At 44.2% G+C, this 21,516-nt stretch carries 14 protein-coding genes, 2 tRNA genes and 1 riboswitch; of the genes, 13 read left to right on the top strand and 3 right to left on the bottom strand.

Annotated features, from left to right (window positions below; translation table 11 throughout):
- Positions 1 to 211 precede the first annotated feature (211 nt).
- The 5 genes from NYP55_RS03315 (at position 212) to NYP55_RS03295 (ending at position 8,969) form a co-directional block, all read left to right on the top strand.
- A complete protein-coding gene (locus NYP55_RS03315; RefSeq protein ID WP_004133405.1) occupies positions 212 to 1,732 on the top strand; it encodes a L,D-transpeptidase in 1,521 nt (506 codons plus the stop codon).
- Positions 1,716 to 3,026, top strand: coding sequence for an App1 family protein (locus NYP55_RS03310; protein ID WP_472781574.1), 1,311 nt, complete (start codon positions 1,716 to 1,718; stop codon positions 3,024 to 3,026). The genes NYP55_RS03315 and NYP55_RS03310 overlap by 17 nt, the downstream gene beginning before the upstream one ends.
- 95 nt (positions 3,027 to 3,121) lie before the next feature.
- On the top strand, positions 3,122 to 5,698 hold the full coding sequence (locus NYP55_RS03305) for a S9 family peptidase (RefSeq protein WP_472781573.1): 2,577 nt from the start codon (positions 3,122 to 3,124) through the stop codon (positions 5,696 to 5,698).
- Positions 5,699 to 5,728: 30 nt separating this feature from the next.
- Positions 5,729 to 6,448, top strand: a complete 720-nt coding sequence (locus NYP55_RS03300) for a Crp/Fnr family transcriptional regulator (RefSeq protein ID WP_004131732.1) — start codon at positions 5,729 to 5,731, stop codon at positions 6,446 to 6,448.
- 97 nt (positions 6,449 to 6,545) lie between these two features.
- Positions 6,546 to 8,969 carry a transglycosylase domain-containing protein gene (locus NYP55_RS03295; protein ID WP_020758660.1) on the top strand — a complete coding sequence of 808 codons (2,424 nt, stop codon included), beginning with the start codon at positions 6,546 to 6,548 and terminating at the stop codon, positions 8,967 to 8,969.
- Positions 8,970 to 9,038: 69 nt separating this feature from the next.
- Here the strand turns inward: NYP55_RS03295 and NYP55_RS03290 are convergent, their stop codons facing one another.
- A complete protein-coding gene (locus NYP55_RS03290; RefSeq protein WP_018623157.1) occupies positions 9,039 to 10,193 on the bottom strand; it encodes a quinone-dependent dihydroorotate dehydrogenase in 1,155 nt (384 codons plus the stop codon).
- 496 nt (positions 10,194 to 10,689) lie between these two features.
- Between NYP55_RS03290 and NYP55_RS03285 the strand changes: the two genes are divergently transcribed.
- The 3 genes from NYP55_RS03285 (at position 10,690) to NYP55_RS03275 (ending at position 14,349) form a co-directional block, all read left to right on the top strand.
- A complete protein-coding gene (locus NYP55_RS03285; protein WP_472781572.1) occupies positions 10,690 to 12,735 on the top strand; it encodes an ABC-F family ATP-binding cassette domain-containing protein in 2,046 nt (681 codons plus the stop codon).
- Between the two features lie 85 nt (positions 12,736 to 12,820).
- Entirely contained in the window at positions 12,821 to 13,585 is a 765-nt protein-coding gene (rph, locus tag NYP55_RS03280; RefSeq protein ID WP_004112121.1) for a ribonuclease PH, read from the top strand.
- An 80-nt stretch (positions 13,586 to 13,665) separates the two neighbouring features.
- Positions 13,666 to 14,349 (top strand): non-canonical purine NTP pyrophosphatase, encoded by a 684-nt coding sequence (locus NYP55_RS03275; protein ID WP_472781571.1) that lies wholly within the window; start codon positions 13,666 to 13,668, stop codon positions 14,347 to 14,349.
- 71 nt (positions 14,350 to 14,420) lie between these two features.
- Here the strand turns inward: NYP55_RS03275 and NYP55_RS03270 are convergent.
- Positions 14,421 to 14,501 (bottom strand) — tRNA-Leu (locus NYP55_RS03270).
- 36 nt (positions 14,502 to 14,537) lie between these two features.
- Positions 14,538 to 14,610 (bottom strand) — tRNA-Thr (locus tag NYP55_RS03265).
- A gap of 335 nt (positions 14,611 to 14,945) precedes the next feature.
- Here NYP55_RS03265 and pgi point away from each other — a divergent pair.
- The 5 genes from pgi to rplS all read left to right on the top strand — a co-directional run bounded on the left by pgi (position 14,946) and on the right by rplS (position 21,501).
- Positions 14,946 to 16,640 carry a glucose-6-phosphate isomerase gene (gene pgi, locus NYP55_RS03260; protein ID WP_115794307.1) on the top strand — a complete coding sequence of 565 codons (1,695 nt, stop codon included), beginning with the start codon at positions 14,946 to 14,948 and terminating at the stop codon, positions 16,638 to 16,640.
- Between the two features lie 264 nt (positions 16,641 to 16,904).
- Positions 16,905 to 17,065: riboswitch (M-box (ykoK) riboswitch) on the top strand.
- Between the two features lie 113 nt (positions 17,066 to 17,178).
- Positions 17,179 to 17,331, top strand: coding sequence for a hypothetical protein (locus NYP55_RS03255; RefSeq protein WP_415691461.1), 153 nt, complete (start codon positions 17,179 to 17,181; stop codon positions 17,329 to 17,331).
- A gap of 124 nt (positions 17,332 to 17,455) precedes the next feature.
- Positions 17,456 to 19,204 carry an ABC transporter permease gene (locus NYP55_RS03250; protein ID WP_353938392.1) on the top strand — a complete coding sequence of 583 codons (1,749 nt, stop codon included), beginning with the start codon at positions 17,456 to 17,458 and terminating at the stop codon, positions 19,202 to 19,204.
- 138 nt (positions 19,205 to 19,342) lie between these two features.
- Positions 19,343 to 20,875: an ABC transporter ATP-binding protein gene (locus NYP55_RS03245; protein ID WP_115761531.1), complete on the top strand. Its 1,533-nt coding sequence runs from the start codon at positions 19,343 to 19,345 to the stop codon at positions 20,873 to 20,875.
- 257 nt (positions 20,876 to 21,132) lie between these two features.
- A complete protein-coding gene (rplS, locus tag NYP55_RS03240; RefSeq protein WP_004127473.1) occupies positions 21,133 to 21,501 on the top strand; it encodes a 50S ribosomal protein L19 in 369 nt (122 codons plus the stop codon).
- Positions 21,502 to 21,516: the final 15 nt, after the last annotated feature.

Below are 21,516 nucleotides of genomic sequence, written 5' to 3'. Positions count from 1 at the left end.
ATTGCGTTATTTTACGCATTGCGGCATTTGATTAGAGCTTGATTGCGGCATTTTATTGGCGCATTGATTATGAGCTTGATTATGCGCTTAATTACATTTTGACGTTGGCATGTTTGCTTAGTTAGTGCCATTTATATGATTTTTATATGCTAAGCAAGTGATAAGCTTGCAACATGCGTTTTGCGCGTAGAACTAGCAGAGGTTTAAGGTTATGTCTGAATCGCAAGAAAATAATATGAGCGTTTTTGAATCCGACGATACTGAACAATTTGAAGTATCGAAAAAACGTGTTAAAGGCAATAAGTCTGCGCTTGTATTGCTTTACTCGTTTATTATTTTCTTAATACTTGTAGTTGCGGCTTTTGTAGGGTCGCAAGCATACTTCCATAACCGTGTTGCTCCTGGAGTGCATTTTGCTGGCAGCAGTGAAGTTTCGGGCGCGCAGATTGAAAAAGTCACAGATGCTGTAAATAGGGCGATTGAAAACACAAAGATTGAGATTAAAGACGATTCTGGAAAAAGCTCTGTTGAAACACTTAAAGACTTATCGGTAAGTGTAGATAAAAGCGCAACTGTGCAAAACGTTATGCGCGCAAAGCACAATAACGTGTTTACAATGCTTATGCCTTGGTTGCAAGAAAACGTTGGGCTTAAAGCCAAGTTAGACAACGAAAGTATGGACGCGTACATTGTTAAAAAGTTTGTTAGCGAAAAAGATAGGGCAATGCCTTATACTGCTAAGTTCGATTCTTCTTCTAACTCTTATGTTGTAGAAGATGGTGTTCCAGGGCGTACAATCATAACTTTGCCAGTTCGCGAGGCCATTAAGCGTGTTCTAGAAAATCCTGGTAAAACAGTAAAAGTTACGGTTGGCTCTCGTAAGGTAGAAGCTCCAATTAAACGTGATGTAGCGCAGAAAACTGTTGATCAACTCAATAATTTGCTATCTAAAAAAATTACGTTAGACAATGGTGATTCAAAAGATTTTACGCTTTCAAAGGCTGTTTTAGCATCTTGGATTAAGATTGATGCAGATTGTGCAAAAAAGAAGATTTCGTACAAGGTTGATGCCTCTGCTGCCGACGCATGGCTTTCTAAAGAGCTTGTTAAGAATCTTAATCAACAAAAAGTAGACCAAGAAGATACCTATAACAAGCAAGGAAAGTTTATATTAACAACGCTTAAGGGTGAAAATGGTATAGAAGTTAAGTATTCTAAAGACTTTGCAAATAAAGTTGTTCAAGCTGTAGAAAAGTCGGCAGATGCAAAGCTTAGTGTTCCAACAAACGTTGTTAAGTTTGGAATCGAAAAAAAGACTGTTGACATGCGCGTTGTTGTTAACAAGTCAAACCAAACAATAAGCGTTTACAAGGATGATCAGCTTCTTAAAACATTCCCAGTTTGCAGTGGCTCAAACGGTTATTACGAAACGCCAAACGGAACGTACTTTATTTACTTGCGCTACCGAGTGCAAGATATGCGCGGATTTAACCGAAACGGCTCTAGGTATTTCTTGCCTGGAATTACTTGGGTTAGCTACTTTAACGGCGGAATCTCATTCCACACAGCTCTTTGGAACAATGTTGGTATATCTCAAGGATATCCTGCAAAGTACGGTTCTCATGGATGCATAAACATGTATGAGCAGGACGCAAAGTGGGTGTTTGAAAACTGCCCTCGCGGAACCGTTGTGGAAGTTGTTGGAGAACAGCCAGATGGACCAGTACGCTAATAAAGCAGCGAATTTGAAGGGCGATTTGCCTGCTGCATCTAGAAGAGTTAGTAGCACTCCGATTCAGGTTCGTGTTACAGAAACGCTGTTTGATGCTCCTTCTAGCGAAGAGCGCTTAGATAAAAAGCCTCCGATTGTTCAATTTGCTAGAAAGTTTGCAACGTCTAGCTTTGGACTTTGGGTGCGCATAAGTGGCAAAATCGCTCGGCATTTTGGTTGGTTCCCTAGCGTTGAGCCATATATTGGTTACGGTACCGACCGCTACGCACGCTTGATTTGCCGAACCGTTTTAGCGCCTAAAAATGGACATCATTCTGCGTTAAAGCGCGGTATTTACGCAATGCTTGTTGTTCCTGCAATTCGCGTTAAGGTTGCTCTAAGTATTGATAATGTTGCTGTTGAATGGGCGCAGGTTGGCGATTCTTCCGTGTACGATAAGCCAGATTCTGCATATAACAGCAGCGCAGAATATTGCGTTTCGGATTGTTCGGGTTACTTGGATTTGGTTACCGAAAGGTCGCTTTTGCCAGGTGAATACAAGGTTTCGTACAAGGTTGATAATCGCAATCCTGTTGAAGCAAGCATGTTTGTTATATCGGAGCAAACGCCTTTAGGTATTATTTCCGACGTTGACGATACTATTATGGTCACTCAAGCGCCTTCTCCTCTTAGAGCTGCTTACAATTTGCTTATTATGAATCCTGAACATAGGCATGCTGTTGATGGAATGAGTCACTTTTTTAGGCGTATTAAGGATTCAATTCCTAGCACCCCTTTCTTCTACCTTTCCAATTCTCCTTGGAATGTGGAAGCTTCAATTCGACACTTTATTTTGCGCGAAGGTTTTCCTGCGGGACCTCTTCTTCTTAGGGATTTAGACCCGCGTCCTAAGACTTTTGTTCCAACTGGACCACAGCACAAGCTTGAGTTTGCTCAACAGCTTATGGATGATTTTCCAGACATGCGATTTGTTCTTATTGGAGATGACGGTCAAAAAGACCCTTCGACTTATGCAAAAATCATTGAAAAATTCCCAAATCGCGTTCTTGCTGTTGGCATACGTCAGCTTAAAAAAGATGCAACTTTGGTTGATTTTAGGCGAAGCATGTCTAAGAATTTTGGTGTGACTCTTGCATCTTCTAGAGTTGCTAAAACTTGCAATGATATTTTTGTTGAAGCTAAGGGTGCAGCTGGTACTTTTGAAGGTGTTCCATTCTTTGCTGCTCAAAATGGCAATTTGCTAGAAGATATTATGATTCCGTTTATTATGGATTCTGTTAATAGCAAAGAATGATTTTAATCAAAGACTGATTTTAAGTGTTGTAAGTGTTGCAAATATTTTAAGTGTTGTAAGTGTTGTAAAGATCATAAAGATTGTAAAGGTTATAAATGGAAGATAATTCGCTAAAAGTTGGTGATTTTAATACTGCTAAAAAGCCACTTCTTGCAAAACGAATTGACTACGTTCGTAAGTTCCACAACGATGTGTTTGTAGACGAATATGCGTGGATGAGTAACGCTAAATCCAAGGAGTTGCGCGAGTATATTGATGCTCAAAATGAGTACACTAGCAAACGCGTTTCTAGTTTAGAGCCTTTACGTAAACATTTGTTTAGTGAGTTAAAGAGCCGTATTCAAGAAACAGATATGTCGGTTCCAACGCGCGTGGATGGCTATTGGTATTACGTTAGAACAGAAGAAGGAAAACAATATGGCGTTCAATGCCGTATGAAAATTAAGAGCGAAGATGATTGGAATCCGCCTGTTATAGATGAGCGCGCTCATGCTGGTCAAACGCCATGCGAAGAGGTTATTTTTGATGCAAATATAGAAGCTAACCGTTTTAATGGCGGATTCTTTCAGCTTGGCGGAATGGATATTAGCTTAGACGGTAAGCGAATGCTGTTTGGAGTTGATTCTAAAGGCGATGAAAGATTTGACTTTTATATTCGCGATTTTTGCGCGGATAAAAGTGGCGATTTTGATTGCAAAAATGGCGAAAATATCGAAGAAAATGGTAGCGAAAGTGCAGATTACAACACTCGCTATAACAATAGTTTTGTAACACTTTCGGATTGCATAAAAGGCATATCTTCCGCGCTTTTAACGCCAGATGGAAAATGGGTTTTCTACGTAACTTTAGATAGTGCTTGGAGGCCATACCAAGTGTTTAGGCATAAGGTTGGAACAAGTGTAGAAAATGACGTTAAAGTTTTTGAAGATTTAGACGAACGCTTTTTTGTTAGCGTGTACGAAAGCTTCGACGAGCGAAGCGTTATTATAAACAGCAGCTCTAAAACCACTTCACGCGTGTTAATGTTGCCTCTAAGCACTCCAGAAGGCGATTTTAGAATGGTTCTTAAGCCTATAGAAAACGTAGAATACGACGTTTCGTTTGCGTGCTTTGAAAATGCTGGGCAAGATGGCAAAGATATTCCACTAATGTTTGTAAGCCACAATCTTAAAAATCCTAATTTTCAAATTGATGTTATAGATTTGCGAAAATACTCTGCAGATTCAATGCCATTTAACATTGGCGAAGGTTATTGCATTGCGCAAGGGTCTCCATACGGATGTAAAAATGGTGATTTAATAGAAAAAGGCGCGAGTAAAAAAGCCATTAGTGCGCCATATTACAACAGCCAAAATCCTAAGATTTTGCAAGGATTACGCGGCTTAAGTGTAGATGGTTTAAGCGTTTATAAAAACTACGTTGCTCTTTCTTTCCGCGCGAATGGCTTGCCTCAATTGGCAGTTATGACTAAAAGCAATGCCGTTGAAGATTTTAAGACTGGCTGCCCATGGAGATTCCGTCTTGTAAAAGAAGATGGGTTTGTAGGAGATTCTTTCGATTGCGCGGTTTCTTGCGATTCTTTGGCGCTTAACGATTCGTTGGAGGCTAGCGATTCTTGCGCAAAAGTCGCAAGCTTCCGTTCCACTAGCGCTCGCAAAGAATTGTCTAAAATAAGTCTTGAACAAGCCAAAAATAGCAGAATCAGCCTTATTGGAGCAACGGGAAATCCGTGTTATGAAGCGCCAAAAATACGTTATTCTTGCTCAAGTTACGCAACTCTTGGAGCGTTAAAAGAACTAGACCCAGCAACAGGTGAAAGCGTTTTGCTTAAGCGCGGAAAAATTTTAGGCGATTTTAACGAAAACGACTACGCAGAAAAACGAGTGTGGGTTAAAGTTCGAGACGGCGAGAGCGTGCCAGTTTCGCTAGTGTGGAAAAAAGACGCTGTTGCAAAAACGAACGCAATGTTTATAACCGCTTACGGAGCGTACGAGATTAGCAGCGATCCGTATTTTTCTGTTGCGCGTTTAAGCATGTTAGACAGAGGCGTGCTTTTTGCGCAAGTGCATGTGCGAGGCGGCGGAGAAATGGGTCGCGCGTGGTATGAGAATGGCAGGCGGCGCAATAAAAAACACACTTTTGAGGATTTTGTAGACGTTACGCGCGCTTTGCAACAAGCAGGGTATGCTGATGCAAATCATACTGTTGCAAATGGTGGTTCTGCGGGCGGCCTTCTTATGGGAGCTGTGGCAAATATGGCTCCGCAATGCTACGCAGGAATCGAAGCGGACGTTCCTTTTGTAGACGCGCTTACGTCTATGTTGGACGACTCGCTGCCGCTTACTGTTACCGAGTGGGACGAGTGGGGAGACCCGTTGCACAATGCGCAAGATTACGCGTATCTAAAGTCGTATACGCCTTACGAGAATGTGCCTGAACACGTTGATGCAAGTGAGTTTCCAAAGATTCTTATAACGTCTTCGATTAACGACACTCGCGTTCTTGTTACGGAACCGCTTAAGTGGCTTGCGCGATTGCAAGCGGCTGGAGTGGATGCGATTGCGCGCGTTGAAACAGAAGGTGGCCACGGCGGAGGCTCTGGTAGATATAAAAAGTGGGAAGAAGTTTGCTACGAAAACGCGTGGTGTTTAGATGCCATGGGTATTTCGTAGAATATCCTTAAAACACATTGGAGGCTGATTGTGGTAAGAATTAAGCCAGATAAGCCCTATGCGGAAGACCTTCCGTTAACGCATACAGCGTTATTTAAGCAAGTGCCACTAGACCAAGCGAGGGAGCTGCTAGAACACTTGCATGAGTCGGTTTTTTCTAAGGGGCAGGCGATTTTTAACGAAGGAGATACGGATCGCCGCATGTATCTTTTGGAGCGCGGACGCGTTAAGCTTGTTCGTCATTCTAGAGATAATCGTGTGCAATTGCTTAGCATTCACACGCATGGGGAAATTCTTGGGGAGATTCCTGTTTTTGACCCGTATGGCGGGCCGCGTACGGCTTCTGCGATTGCTATTACAGATAAAACTCGCGTGCTGTGGCTAGAAAATGAAGTACTTTTTAACTGGTTAGGTCATCATCCGCGAGTTGCTGTAGATATGCTTCAAGTTTTAGCTGCTCGCTTAAGAGCAAACAACGAGCATATTTCTGATCTTGTTTTTATGGACGTTCCAGCAAGATTAGCAAAAACGCTTTTGAACCTTGCTTCTAGATTTGGAGAGCCTGTTAGAGAAGGCGTGCTTGTTCCTCACGATTTAACTCAAGAAGAGCTTGCGCAATTGGTTGGATCTTCTAGAGAAACAGTTAATAAAGCGTTGATGGATTTTGCGCAAAGAGGTTGGATTAAAAGGCACGGAAGGTCGATTATTATTTACGAGCCTGGAATGTTGATTCGCCGAGCAGAAAGATAAATCGTGCAAATCATGCAAATCGTGCAAATCGCGTAAATCTTGTAAATCGCGATTTTTGCGTGCCGCAACGTAGAGGCAACCCTCTAGAATAGTACGCATGCCTAAAAAGAAATCCCTAACAACTCGTAGAGTACTCGCACTGTTTCTTACGTACATCACTTTGTGTGTTGCAGGTGGTGTAGCTTCTAGTATTCTATTTGTTCCAGGGGTAATGAGCATAAACAGCGTTGTTAAGTCTGTTGTGCCTTCTCTTAGGGTAGATGGTATTGATTTTGACGTTACTGCTTTGCCTCAAAAATCGCGATTATACGCTTCCGATGGCAAAACTGTTATTGCCACTTTTTATGCTCAAAACCGCACTGTTGTGCCGCTTAGGCGAATATCGCAATATATGCAACAAGCAATGGTTGCTCGAGAAGATCGACGATTCTTTGAACATTCTGGCGTAGATGTTCAAGGCGTTATGCGTGCGTTTGTGCAAACGTTTATTAAAAAGTCAGATATGCAAGGTGGTTCTTCCTTAACGCAGCAGTACGTTAAAAACGTTCTTATGATTAAAGCTAGGGAAGATAACGATCCTATATCGGAATATCATGCTGCAGAAAGTACTGTTGCTAGAAAATTGCGAGAAATGCTAATCGCAATTCAAATGGAGAAAAAATACTCAAAGTTAGAGATTTTGCAGGGTTACTTAAACGTTGCGCAATTCGGTAGTAATAATCTTTATGGTGTAGAAACAGCTGCAAAGCGCTACTTTAACACTACTGCAGCAAAGCTTAATCTTGTTCAAGCGGCAACGATTGCATCAATCACAAAAAATCCTTCTAGGTATGATCCTTCTATAGAAGAAAATTGGCCAGAATCGCAAAAGCAAAGGAATATTGTTCTTGATTTAATGCTTAGGCAGAATTTTATAAGCCAAAAAGAGCATGATGATGCTGCAAAAATTCCAATTAAAGATACGCTTAATATTCAGCACGAAGTTGCAAATGTTGGATGCCAAGCTGCTGGAGACGCTGCATTCTTCTGCGATTACGTTACTAAAAAAATATTGAATTCTCGCGAGTTTGGTAAAACCACTGTTGCGCGTCAAAAGCTTCTTAACGAAGGCGGATTAGACATTTACACAACAATGGATATTCTTGCAAACTCTTCTGCAATGGACACAGCTAGGGCTACTGTTCCAATCAACGATCCAAGCGGTTTTGAAGTTTCGATTGCTGCGATTAAGCCTGGAACTGGAGAAGTACTTGGATTTGGAAGCAACCGTATTTACGATGCTACAGATGCAGCAAAATCAGACCCTACGCACACTGCGATTAACTACGCTGTAGACGAGCGAGACGGCGGCGGCTTAGGCTGGCAGATTGGTTCTACGTGGAAGCCAATTAACATTGTTGCTTGGTTGCTTGCTGGAAAGTCGATTAATCAGCCTCTAAGAACAAGCATGCTTTATAACAACACTGATTTTTCTTGTGCAAGGTATCGTGGAATTGGTCGCTGGTCTGTTCAAAACTCTGGTGGCGGTAGTGTTAGCCCAGAAACGCCTTTAATGGGTCTTGTTCATTCTCATAACACTATTCAGGCAGCAATGGGAACCCAGCTTAAGCTTTGTGCTGTTGCGGAGGCAGCTAAAACGTTGGGGTATCACAATTCGCCACTGGGTCAAGAAGATGTGTTTTCTAAGAACTCGTTCAATCCTCCTATGTTGATTGGTGCTGTGCAAGCTTCGCCGCTTACAATGGCAAATGTTTATGCAACAATCGCAGCTGATGGCGTTCAATGCGATCCTATAGCCATTAAGCGTGTAGTAGACAAGAATGGTAAGCGTTTGCGTGTTCCTAGCGCTAATTGCCATCAAGCAATACCAAAGAAGGTTGCTCAAACGGCAGCATACGCTATTAATCAAGGCGTTGTTCAGCCAACTGGTGTTGCGCATATGGCTCAGCTAGAAGGTGGACGAAAAACGTTTACTAAAACTGGTACTAACGAAGACTTTTACATGGCAACAGCTGGATTTGTGCCAAACAAGGTATCTGCGTTTATTGCGGTTGGAAATGCGGAAGTTCAAAAAAGCTTTAACAACATGCGCATTAATGGCGTCTACCACAGCACATGGTATGGTACCTACATTGCTATGCCTGCTTGGAAAAAGTTTATGGATACGTACCTAAAGGCATCTAACACGCCTATGGATAACGATTACGGAAAGCCAGATCCAAAGTATATGGCTGGCGGAAAAATGCCGTTGACTAGCGAGCAGATGCGCAGGCAATATGAGTTGCAACAACAGCGCGATAGGGAAGAAGAAGCGCGCAGGCAGGCAGCTCAAGAGCAAAGCCAGGGTTCGCAAAGCGATCAGAGTGCGCAAGGTGATCAAAACTCGCAAGGTGATCAAAACTCGCAACAAGATGCTGCTACAAACGGACGCTACGCAACGGGCGACGGAAGGCAAGACCAATATTCTGGTGACTCCAGCAGTAGAGATACCTCCAGCTCGTATTCTGGCGGAACTCGCTAGTGTTTGGTCGCTAGTGTTTGTTGCTAGTGTGTGGCCGCTAGTGTTTGTTGTCACTAGTGCGACTCTCGCCTAGAGCGCGTCTACTCCAACAGCATCTTTAACACTATTAAAGCCGTCTTTTCTAAGCATCTTTGCAAGACCGCGCTTTAATGTTGTAATTTGTTGAGGGCCTCTGTACATAAGAGAAGAAACGAACATAACTAAGTCGGCGCCGTTTCTAATCTTTTGATACGCCTGTTCAGCGGTAAATACTCCGCCGATTCCAGCAATTGCAAAGCGAGACCCGAACTCGCTTCTAGTGCGCTTAATAAGCTCATTGCTTGCATTGTAAGTTGGAGCCCCTGAGATTCCACCTTGCCAATCTGCAGGAATGTCTAGCCCATCTCGATTCTTGCGCAAATTTGCAATGCTCACGCCATCAACCTTATGCGCGCTTAAAACGTCTAACAAAGACTTAAATTGAGGCCACCCTCCCTTTAAGTTCAAAGGCATTTTTACAAGAGTTGGCTGAGGTCTGCTTACTTTATCTAAAACACTAAAAAGCTTATCTAAAGCATCTGGATTGCTAAAAGGCTCGCCAGCCATAGTGTTTGGGCAAGAAATATTAACCTCAATCATGGAGCTTTTGCCGCTCGCGCGCTCCATAGATATGCGATAATCTTCAATACCTTCGTCTAAATCACCAACAAGATTATCGTTAGTTCGCGCAATGCTTACAGAAAGTTGCATGCTTTTAGCGTTTGTCCACGCTTTTTCTACTCTAGGAATCACAAATTCGCTGCCGTCATTGGCAAGACCTGCATGAACAAGAAGTGAATCATATTGCGGAAGCCTATGATACCAAGGCTTAGCGTTTCCTGCGCATGGGCGAGCAGTTGTGGAGCCAACTGTTTCAAAACCAAAACCGGCGTTGTCTAGAACTGTGCACAAATCACAGTTTTTATCGAGTCCTGCGCTTAAGCCAAATGGATTCGCAAAATCTACTCCCATAACTTGCGTTTGTAAAATTGGATCTGTGTAGTCAAGCATTTGTCGCAAAAGCCACATTAATCCAGGAATGCGCTCGCTTATTTTGCAAAATGCAATCATGCGGTCGTGTGCTTCGTCTGGCGGAATGTTAAACACTAAGTGCGGCTTAATAATGTGCTTGTAGCTAAAAGTAAAGAGGTCTGTTGCAGCAAGATTCACAGCATTGTGTAAAGAATTTTCAGATACGTAACTCATGATTCAATACTATACGACTTTAAGCATTTTGCAATTTTGGTACAAAGTCAAGCGAAGATGTGAGCGGATTTTCCTATTTAGTGTTGCTGAGGGCTGGCTAATTCTTGTCTCACAACGCTCCGCCTCTTACGTGTTGTTTGTTGTTGCGGTTGTTCCGATTTGGCTTTGATTTTGTTTTTGGTTTAAGTTTGTTTGTAGGCGTGAGCCGTTGGATTATTTGGTATCGGCTGCCGCTCTTATACTGTTCGACCAAGAATCACCCAGCCCTCTTACGTGTTTGAACAATTGCGTATTGCTTAATCGCCTGAGATTCTCGATTTTTCTTCTTCATTCGATGAATCACCACCTTCGGCGCTGAGGTTCATCTCATTCAGGGCGAAAAATCTCGAATCTCTACCGTGCTTAGCGGCGTTTTTTGTAAGTAAAATGGTCTGAATCTGCTACAAAGTCGTGAATTTTTGCGAATGGTATAGCAGCACAGCTATATTTGTGAGTTATGCCTACTTATGATTTGGGACTAGAATACGTTTCCCTTGAATTTGCAACAAAAACGATTTTCAAAGACGTAACTCAAGGCGTTTTTGAAGGCGATCGCATAGGAATCGTAGGCAAAAATGGAGATGGAAAATCCACTCTTTTAAAGCTTCTTCAAGGCGCGATTGACCCAGATTCGGGAAGAGTTACGCGTAGAAATGGCCTAACATTTGGCATTTTAAGCCAGCGAGATCCGCTAGACGATAATGCTACGGTTCGCCAAGCTGCATTGGAGAATCGCCAGGATTACGAGTGGGCTGCAGATTCAAAGCAGCGAGAAATTGTGGAGTCTCTTTTGGGCGGAATCAACCTTGAAGCTAAGGTTGGTACGCTTTCTGGAGGGCAGCGTAGGCGTGCGGATTTGGCAAGGCTTCTGCTGCATGATTGGGATATTTTGGCTTTGGACGAGCCTACAAATCATCTTGATGTTCTTACAATTCATTGGCTTGCGGAGCATCTTTTGCATAGGTGGCAAGACGGGCAGGGCGCTCTTTTGCTTGTTACACACGATAGATGGTTTTTAGACGAAGTTTGCTCTTCTATGTGGGAAGTTCACGATGGCGCAATCGACCCGTTTGAAGGCGGCTACAGTGCGTACATGATGCAGCGAGTTGAGCGCGAACGCCAGGCGGATGTTCGCGAGGAGCGCAGGCGGAATTTGGCTCGTAAAGAGCTTGCGTGGCTTTCTAGAGGTGCTCGAGCGCGTTCTACAAAGCAAAAATTCCACGTTAAGCAAGCTCGCGAGCTTATAGCAGACGTTCCGCCAATGCGAGATACGCTTGAGCTAAAGCGAATGGCCACTTCTCGACTTGGCAAGCAAGTTGTTGATTTGATTGACGTTACGCAAATTTTTGAGGATTCATCAAGTCCTGCTGCATCCGATGCGGATATTGTAAAATCGCCATTTTCGCAGCCTACGCATGATGGTAGCGTTACGATTTCTGTAGAAGAATCGCAAGTAGAATCGCAAGAATCGTCATTATCGCAAGAAGAATCGCCATTAAAAGAAACATGTGCAGCATTACAAAAAACGATTAGCGGACGCATGATTTTAGACAATCAAACGTGGCTAATAGGACCTGGAGACCGATTCGGCATAGTCGGAGCCAATGGCGCTGGAAAATCAACACTTTTAGGCATAATCGACGGCTCTTTGCATCCAACTAAAGGTCATGTAAATATTGGCAAAACTGTAAAATTTGCCGTTCTTTCTCAGCATTTAGAAGAGCTGGAAAAGCTTGGAAAATATAAAGTCAAAGAGGTTTTGAGCCGATACAAGCCAAGCTACATAATCGACGGCAAAGAAGTGACTCCTGGTCAGCTTATGGAGAGGCTTGGTTTTAAGCCCGAGCAGCTTATGACGCCAATCGCAGACCTTTCGGGTGGTCAAAAGCGCCGTATGCAATTGCTTTTGATTCTTCTAAACGAGCCAAATGTGTTGATAATGGACGAGCCTGGAAACGACTTGGATACGGACATGCTTGCTGTTATGGAAGATTTGCTAGACACGTGGCCAGGAACTTTGATTGTTGTGTCTCACGATAGATACTTGCTTGAGCGAGTGACTGATCAGCAATTTGCGTTGATTGACGGCAAAATTCGCCATCTTCCAGGCGGAGTTGATGAGTATTTAAAGATTATGGAAGACTACGAGCGTGCAAATATGCAAGAGTCTAAGGCAGATTTTGCGGCGGAATCTGGGAGTAAGTCGGAGTCAAAGTCGGAGTCTGCAGAAGGTGTTGGATTAGATTCAAATCAAAAGTCAAATCAAAAAGCTGAAGCAAAATTAAGCGGAAAAGCGTACTACGATGCTACAAGAAGAGTTGCGGCAATAGAGCGCAAGCTAGAAAAGCTTGAAGAAGAAAAAAGCGCGATTGAGCAAAAAATGGCAAGCCACGATCCTAGCGATTTTGTTGGCTTGCAAGAGCTTAACGAAAAGTTGCAGGCGAATCAAAGCGAATCTAGCGCGTTAGAAGAAGAGTGGCTTGAGCTTAGCGAGCAGATTTGATACAAAAGTCTACAGTTTTGCATCGCGATTTTGCTAAAGATTAATGCTGCGTGCTAGTTAATGCCGCGTGCTAAATTGTTGAGTTATGGCTCAAATTAAGGATATGTTGGAATCTGTAAAACCTATTCGCTTTGATGGCAGAGATGTAGACGAGTTGCGACCAGTAAAAATCACACGCAATTTTACAAACGTGCCAGAAGGCTCCGTTCTTATTGAGTGCGGGAATACGCGCGTTATGTGCACTGCCACTTTTACTATTGGAGTTCCGCGCTGGAGGCGAGACACTGGTTTAGGTTGGGTTACAGCCGAGTACTCAATGCTTCCAAGGGCCACTGCCGAGCGCACCGATCGCGAGTCTGTTAAGGGAAAAATCGGCGGACGCACGCACGAGATTAGTCGCCTTATTGGTCGCTGCCTTAGGGGCGTTATAGACATGAAGGCAATGGGCGAGTGCCTTATTCAAATTGATTGCGATGTTCTTCAAGCAGATGGTGGCACGCGTACAGCTTCGATTACGGGCGCATATGTTGCTCTTGTAGATGCGCTAAATTGGGCCGAAAAGCACAAGCATATTCGCAGCGCTAAAAACGTTCTTAAAGACTCTGTTTCTGCTGTTTCAGTGGGCGTGATTAATGGCACTCCAATGCTTGATTTGCCTTATGTAGAAGATAGTCAAGCTATGACAGATATGAATGTTGCTATGACTGGTTCGGGCAATTTTATTGAGATTCAAGGCACAGCGGAGCATCGTCCGTTTAATCGCGATGAGCTTAACGTTTTGCTTGATTTGGCAGCCAAAGGTAATCGCGAGCTTCAAGCGGCTCAGCGCGCAGCTTTAAGTCAAAATTAAGTCAAAATTAAATAGAAGTTTATAGAAGCTTATAGAAGTTTATATCTGTTTATTCGATAAATTATTAAGGAGTGGCGAGCGTGAGACTTGTTGTGGCAACGCATAATGAGGGTAAACTCGTTGAAATTAAGCGGATTCTTAACGAAGAGTTTGCGGAAATATCGGAGCATATTGAGCTTGTTACTGCTGGCTCTCTTGGACTTCCAGATCCAGTAGAAACAGGCGTGACTTTTGAGCAAAACGCGCTAATTAAGGCTAGAGACGTTGCGCAAAGAACTGGATTGCCTGCGGTTGCTGACGATTCTGGCTTGATTGTAGACGTTTTGGGCGCGGCTCCAGGCATATTGTCTGCTCGTTGGAGTGGTGTTCATGGAGATGACAAGGCAAATAACGCGCTTTTACTTAAGCAGCTTGAGGATATTCCAGACGAATGCCGAACGGCGCGATTTAGATGCGCGGCGGCTCTTGCTGTTCCTAAAGACTGCGTTGATGCGGATCTGGAAAACGCTATGTGGAAAAACAACGGTTTTGAGACTGTTTGCGTGGGAGAGATGGTTGGGTGCTTGATTCGCGAGCCTAGAGGTTGCAATGGTTTTGGCTACGATCCGCTTTTTGTGCCAAACAATCAGCCCGTTAGGGATGGTGTTCAAATGCACGATTTAACTAGCGCGCAGCTTAGTCAGCAAGAAAAAAATGCGATTTCTCACCGCGGAAGTGCGTTAAGAGCGCTTTTGCCTGAATTAAAAGCTATGTTTGTTAAATAGTTGTGATTTGAATTTGCGACTTGAGTTTGCGATAAACTCACGACTTTAGCTTGCGATTAAACTACAAAATGTGCGCGAGATGGGACTTGAACCCACACGTCGTAAGACACAGGAACCTAAATCCTGCGCGTCTACCATTCCGCCACTCGCGCAAAATCGCCTAAACAGGCAAAAAATGGGTTTTTAAGAGCCACTTGACAGAATCGAACTGTCGACCTTCTCATTACGAGTGAGACGCTCTACCGACTGAGCTAAAGTGGCAATTGCCCGAGAAGCATTCGCGACTCGCGCACAAATCAAATACTATATATGAATATTTCGATTTTGTCTAGTGCGCCGCGCCGTAATGTTCGCATGTGTTCTAGTCAAAGTGTATTTCTGTCCGCTTTTGTGAGTATCTTGGCAATTGGAAGATGTGATGCAAGCACCTTGCTTAAGCTCATTTTTACACTTGTTTACATTATGATTTCTGCTTACGATTCATGATGATTTTGCATTGTGTTTAAGTGTGCCAAAGATTGTGCTTAGACTTAAAACATTTATATAAAACATTTATAAATCATCACATCACTTAATAAAGATGAAAGGACCTAGAAATGGCCATCAATCCACCAGTTGACGCCGTTAAGACCCCAGAATGGGCTGCATTGCAAAAGCACTATGATGAGTTGCAATCCGAAGGCGTGAGCCTGAAGAAGTGGTTTGCTGAAGATGCAAATCGCGTGGATAAGTTGAGCTTCGAAGCTGGAGATCTCCACTTCGATCTTTCTAAGAATTTGATTAAGCCAGAAACGCTTAAGCTTTTCGCAAACCTTGCTAAGGCTGTTAAGCTCGACGAGCGCACTAAGGCAATGTACACTGGCGTGCACATTAACAACACCGAAGACCGCGCAGTATTGCACACCGCTTTGCGTCGCCCAGCAGAAGACGCTGGCAAGTTTATTGTAGACGGCCAAGATACCGTTGCCGACGTTCGCGAGGTTTTGGGTCGCATCTACGACTTTGCTAACGAAGTTCGCTCTGGAGAGTGGAAGGGCGTCACTGGCAAGAACATTAAGACTGTTGTAAACATTGGCATCGGCGGCTCCGACTTGGGTCCAGTCATGGTTTACGAAGCCTTAAAGCCATACGCCGACGCTGGTATTAGCGCTCGCTACGTTTCCAACATTGATCCAAACGATATGGCCGAAAAGACCAAGGATTTGGATCCAGAAACCACACTTTTCATCATTGTTTCTAAGACTTTCACCACTTTGGAAACTTTGACTAACGCTCGTAGCGCTCGCACATGGTTGCTTAACAAGCTTCAGGAGAGCGGCGCAATCGACGGCAGTGATGCAAAGAAGGCAGAAGCTGTTGCAAAGCACTTCGTGGCTGTTTCTACCAACCTCGAAAAGGTTGAAGAGTTCGGCATTAACCCAACCAACGCCTTTGGCTTCTGGAACTGGGTTGGCGGCCGCTACTCCGTTGATTCCGCTGTTGGCACTTCTTTGGCTGTTGTTTTGGGACCAGAGCGCTTTGAGGAATTCTTGAAGGGCTTCCACGCAATCGATACCTACTTTGCTGAGACTCCATTCGAGAAGAATGTTGTTGTTCTTCTTGGTATGCTCAACGTTTGGTACCGCAACTTCTACAAGGTTGCTTCCCACGCTGTTCTTCCATACGATCAGTACTTGCATCGCTTCCCAGCGTATTTGCAGCAGCTCACTATGGAATCCAACGGTAAGTCGGTTCGCTGGGACGGCACTCCTGTAACCAGCGAAACTGGCGAAATCTTCTGGGGTGAGCCAGGCACCAATGGCCAGCACGCTTTCTATCAGTTGATTCACCAGGGAACTCAGCTTATTCCAGCTGATTTTATTGCTTTTGTGAACACTCCAAATCCTACTAAGGATGGCGATCAAGATGTTCACGAGCTCTTCTTGGGCAACTATCTTGCACAGACTAAGGCTCTTGCTTTCGGTAAGACTGCAGACGAAGTTCGCGCTGAAGGCACTCCAGAAGAGATTGTTCCAGCTCGCGTATTTAGCGGCAACCGTCCAACCACTTCCATCTTTGGCGATGCTTTGACTCCATTTAGCTTGGGCGAGTTGATTGCTCTCTACGAGCACATCACCTTTGTTGAAGGCACTGTTTGGGGCTTGGATTCTTACGATCAGTGGGGTGTGGAGCTTGGCAAGCAGCTTGCAAAGCAGATTACTCCTGCAATCTCTAAGGATGATAGCGCTTTGGCAGCTCAGGATGCTTCTACGCAGAGCTTGATTCGCTTCTACCGCGCTCATCGCAAGTAAGTGAGCGAGTAGCAATCTTATTTGATTGTTGATCTAAAGCCTCTTGTTGATTAAATTCTTCAAGAGGCTTTTTTTATTTTTTCAACCCACGGCTAGTGTAGTTTGCGTTATATTTGTAGTTCACATAATGCGTTTGTAACGTTTTGCCGCTAAAAAGTGTTACAAATGTCTTACGAGTGAGACAAATCTAACGAATCTGTGGTGGCTAATCTTCTCAAATCAATTCAAAAATAGGTTGACTTAAAAGTAGTGATAATTTATAATGAGCACGGTCGGTAGGTAAGGCTACCACGGGGATACGGGTTGCTGCCGCAACACAGTGGAGACACTGCAAGTTGGTCAACAGTCGTTGTCGATTTCAAGGCTTCGACTAATGCAACGCCATCGCCCTGCGAAGCTGAAGCTTGAACGACAAGATTAATGTTGATTTCTTTTGATTTGTAAATCACATTGTGTCTTCTTGCTTGCCGTCCGATTCAATGACGATGCGATAGTACGGTTTTGCGTTGGCGCGCACAAGCTAGAGGAGGTGATTGCTGTGAAACATGACAGTACGAGTTGTAATCAAAGTGCTAATACTTCTAATACTGTTAACACTGTTAGTGACGATTCAGACAGTGTTAGTAGTAGTACGGACGTTCCTCCTGAATATAAAAAAGCCAGCAATCGCCGCCAAAATACTTGCGTTTAGTGATTTAGTGATTTAGCTGATTAGGCTTACTAGCTTTATTGGGCTTATTAGCCTTATTAGTATTACGCAAAATAGTGGTGATAAGCGGCTCTCAAAGAAAATACGCGTTACCAGAGGACTTATCATGACAATATTTACAACATCTGGAAAAAGTAGTGCCAGCGCGCAAGTAGACGAAAACACTCGTTTTTGGTCCGACATTATTGTGTGCGTTGGAATAATCGCACTTTTTGGAGTAAGCGCTTTCCTTTTGCAGCGCATTAACCAGCCGATTGGACCTAGTGGCATACCTTCCGCGGTTTCAACAGACCTTATTAATTTGCCTTATTACACGCTTAGATCCGTGTTCCGCATGATGCTTGCGCTTATAGCATCGCTGATTTTTACGATTATTTACGGATCTCTTGCAGCGCGCAGCCGTCGCTTGGGCAAGGTGCTTATTCCGTTGCTAGACATTTTGCAATCCGTTCCAATTCTTGGCTTCCTTTCGGCTACAGTAACGATTTGGCTTGTTATTTTCCCAGGATCGATGATGGGCGTTGAAGCCGCTTCGATTTTTGCGATTTTTACAAGCCAGGCTTGGAATATGACTTTCTCGTTCCACCGTTCGCTTTTAAGTGAGCCAAAGGAGTTAGACGAGGCAGTGCGCAGCTTGCAACTTACGCATTGGCAGAGATTCTGGGTGCTGGATATGCCAAATGCAATGATTCCGCTGCTTTGGAATTGCATGATGAGCGTTGGTGGCGGATGGTTCTTCCTTACTGCTTCCGAGATGATTTCCGTAAACAATCACACTTATGCGCTGCCTGGAGTTGGTAGCTTTGTTGCGCAATCTGCTGCAGAAAACAAGCTTGGAAATATTTGGTGGGCCATTTTATCTATGATTGTTGTTGTGCTTGCAATTGACTTCTTCCTTTGGAAGCCACTGACCGCGTGGGCAGAGCGATTCCGCATAACGCAAAGCGCGTCCGATGAAGAGCGAAAGAGCGCGATTTTAACGCTTATTCGTCATTCTCATGCCGACGAAGTTATTAGCAAGCTGTTTTCGCCTATTCGCGAGTGGCTGGAATTAGCTACGCGCCCATTCGGCCGTACGGGTGCAAAATGGCCTCGTAAAGCGTCTGCTCGCAAGCTTGGCGATTTAGTATTTAACGTTGTAATGATTGTTCTAATTATTGCTGCGGCTGCGCAAATGCTTTACTTTGTAGCAACTCGCACGGGTTTGCAAGAGTTTGTTACAGCTGGAGCGTTAGGCGCTTTGACTTTTGTGCGCGTTGCAGTGTTGATTTTTGTAAGCTCGCTGATTTGGGTGCCAGTAGGCGTGTATATTGGCATGAATCCTAAGATTTCTCGCATTATGCAACCTGTTGTGCAAATCTTGGCTAGCTTCCCAGCAAACTTTATATTCCCATTTGCAATGATGTGGTTTATGGCTTGGCACATTGACCTTGGCTGGGGAAGTATTATTTTGATGGCACTTGGCACGCAATGGTACATTCTGTTTAACGTTATTGCAGGCGCTAGTGCGATTCCAGACGATTTACGAGAAATGACAAGAAGCTTTAGATTAAATCGTGTACTTAAGTGGAAGACTCTTGTTTTGCCTGCGATTTTTGGATCTTGGTGCACTGGCGGAATTACGGCCGCTGGTGGCGCTTGGAACGCTTCGATTGTTGCAGAGATTGTTGAATACGGCAAGAATCACATGGCAACTCAAGGTTTGGGCGCGTATATTACGAATGCAACAACCGTTGGTGATTCCGTAAAAACGCTTGTGGGAGTAACTGTTATGAGCTTAATAGTTGTGTTAAGTAATCGACTGTTCTGGGCGCCTTTGCAAAGGTACTCCGCAAAAAGATTCGTGTTGAATTAAACGATTGGCTAATCGCAAGTAACCGATGATTAGTTGCTTGTTAGTTGCCATTAATCGCTAAATCAATATAAATAAAATCAATAAATTCAAAAATTAAACTTATAAACTTACAAACTTTACGAAAAGATTGGCAAAATTATGAACACTTTGAACAAAAACGCGCAAAAGGCTGCGCAGTCTTCAATTACAAGCGACATTATTGATGCAAAGCACATAAGCCAGAGCTTTACTTCGGATAGTGGCACTACTCAGCACGTACTTCACGACATATCGTTTACGTTGCGCGAGGGAGAGATAGTAGCAATTCTAGGGCGTTCTGGCGCGGGAAAGTCAACCTTCTTGAGAACAATGGCAGGCTTAATTCAGCCAACAGAGGGAACGGTTACGTATCGCGGCCGCGAGCTTACAGGTCCAAACCCAGGAGTTGCAATCGTTTTCCAAACATTCGCACTTATGCCATGGCTTACTGTTCAAGACAATGTGGAGCTTGGTTTGCGCGCTAGAGGAGTTAGCAAAGAGAAGCGTACGGAGCTTGCGCTTGCTGCAATCGACGCAATCGGCTTGGACGGCTTCGAAACAGCGTACCCAAAGGAGCTTTCTGGCGGTATGCGTCAGCGCGTAGGCATTGCTCGCGCACTGGTTTTGCGCCCAGACGCACTGTTTATGGACGAGCCTTTCTCTGCTCTTGACGTTCTTACAGCAGAAAATCTTCGTCAAGAAGTTCTTAAGCTTTGGTCTAGCGAAGAGCGCGATATTAAGTCTGTTGTAATCGTTACGCACAATATTGAAGAAGCTGTGCAAATGGCGGATCGCGTGGTAGTTTTGGGGTCTCATCCAGGTCATTTGATTGCAGATGTGCAAGTTGATTTGCCTCGACCAAGAGACAAGCATAGTGCTGAATTTGAGGCGATGGTAGATAATCTTTATGCTATTTTGACTGGCTCTAACCCAGAAAGCGATCTTGAATCGCAAAATGCGGATTCGGCGGCTGCTAGCGATTCGTCTAGTGCTGCGAGCGACTCTTTGCCTGCGGAGCAAGCGGATGCGGAAGAAACTGAGGCTGCTGCAATCGCAGATATGCTTATTCAAAAGCATCACGATGCAGAAGTGGAAGCTAAGCAAAACGAAGAGCAAGCGGATGCGGGCGAGCAGAAGCCAGAGCCAGTTGCTGTGCACTTGCTGCCTAATGCAACGCCAGGAGGCATGGCTGGTTTGCTAGACGTTATATCGGAAGAGCCAGATGGCATTGATTTGGCTGATTTGGCTGCGGATTTGTCGTTTGAAATCGATGACTTGTTCCCACTTGTGGATGCTGGAACAATGCTTGATTTGCTCACAGCAGAAAATGGTCATATTACAATTACGCAAGCTGGTCAAGAGTGGCATAATGCCGACATTTTGCACAGCAAGCAGGTGTTTGCGCGACTTGCGATTGAGCACGCGCCTCTTGTTCATGCGATTGACCAGGCTTTGAGCAGAAACCGCAACGGCAAGCTTCGCGGTGAGTTGATTTTGGATTTGCTTCGCAGTAAGCATACGGACGCTTTGGCTCGTCAGCAATTTGATATTGCGATTAGCTGGGGTCGTTATGGTGAGCTTTTTGACTACGATGCCGACGACGACGAGCTAACACGTACTGTTGAAACAGCGCCGCTTAATGGCGTTGCGTGATAAATTAGTGCGAAATAGTGCTAAATAATGTCCATTATTGAGCATAAATTTATGTTCGTATGCTTTCAATAAGCGGATGCCGCATAGTCTGCTTATTAGTAGTCTAGCCAGCTTTTGAAGATTGGCGGATGGAAGCCCCAAAGAGCAAACTTTTTGGGAAAGATTATTCAAAGTAAAGTTTAAAAGTCAAAATTAAAATTAGACAATTTACTTTGATAAAACTTGCGCTGATATGCGGCGGCGATGGAGGAATTATTATGGTGAATGCTGTAGAAGCATTTGATGCTAAGCATCTTAAGGCTGCCGAAGAAATCCCAGCTTTCCGTCCTGGAGATACTGTTGACGTTAACGTTAAGATTCAGGAAGGCAACAACACTCGTATTCAGACTTTTACTGGCGTAGTTATTGCTCGTAAGGGTGCTGGCGTTCGCGAGACTTTTGTTGTTCGTAAGGTTAGCTTTGGTACTGGTGTTGAGCGTCGCTTCCCACTTCATTCTCCAGCTATCGATTCGATTAAGCTGGTTCGTAGTGGTCGCGTTCGTCGCGCTAAGCTTTACTACTTGCGCGCTTTGCGTGGCAAGGCTGCTCGTATTGCCGAGCGTCGTGACAACAGCGCTGCTAAGTAAATTTATTTAGGTTAA

Source organism: Gardnerella sp. c10Ua_31 (assembly GCF_055700915.1).
The sequence above is the reverse complement of the archived record's forward strand: the minus strand, read 5'-3'. Positions and strand labels throughout refer to the sequence as shown.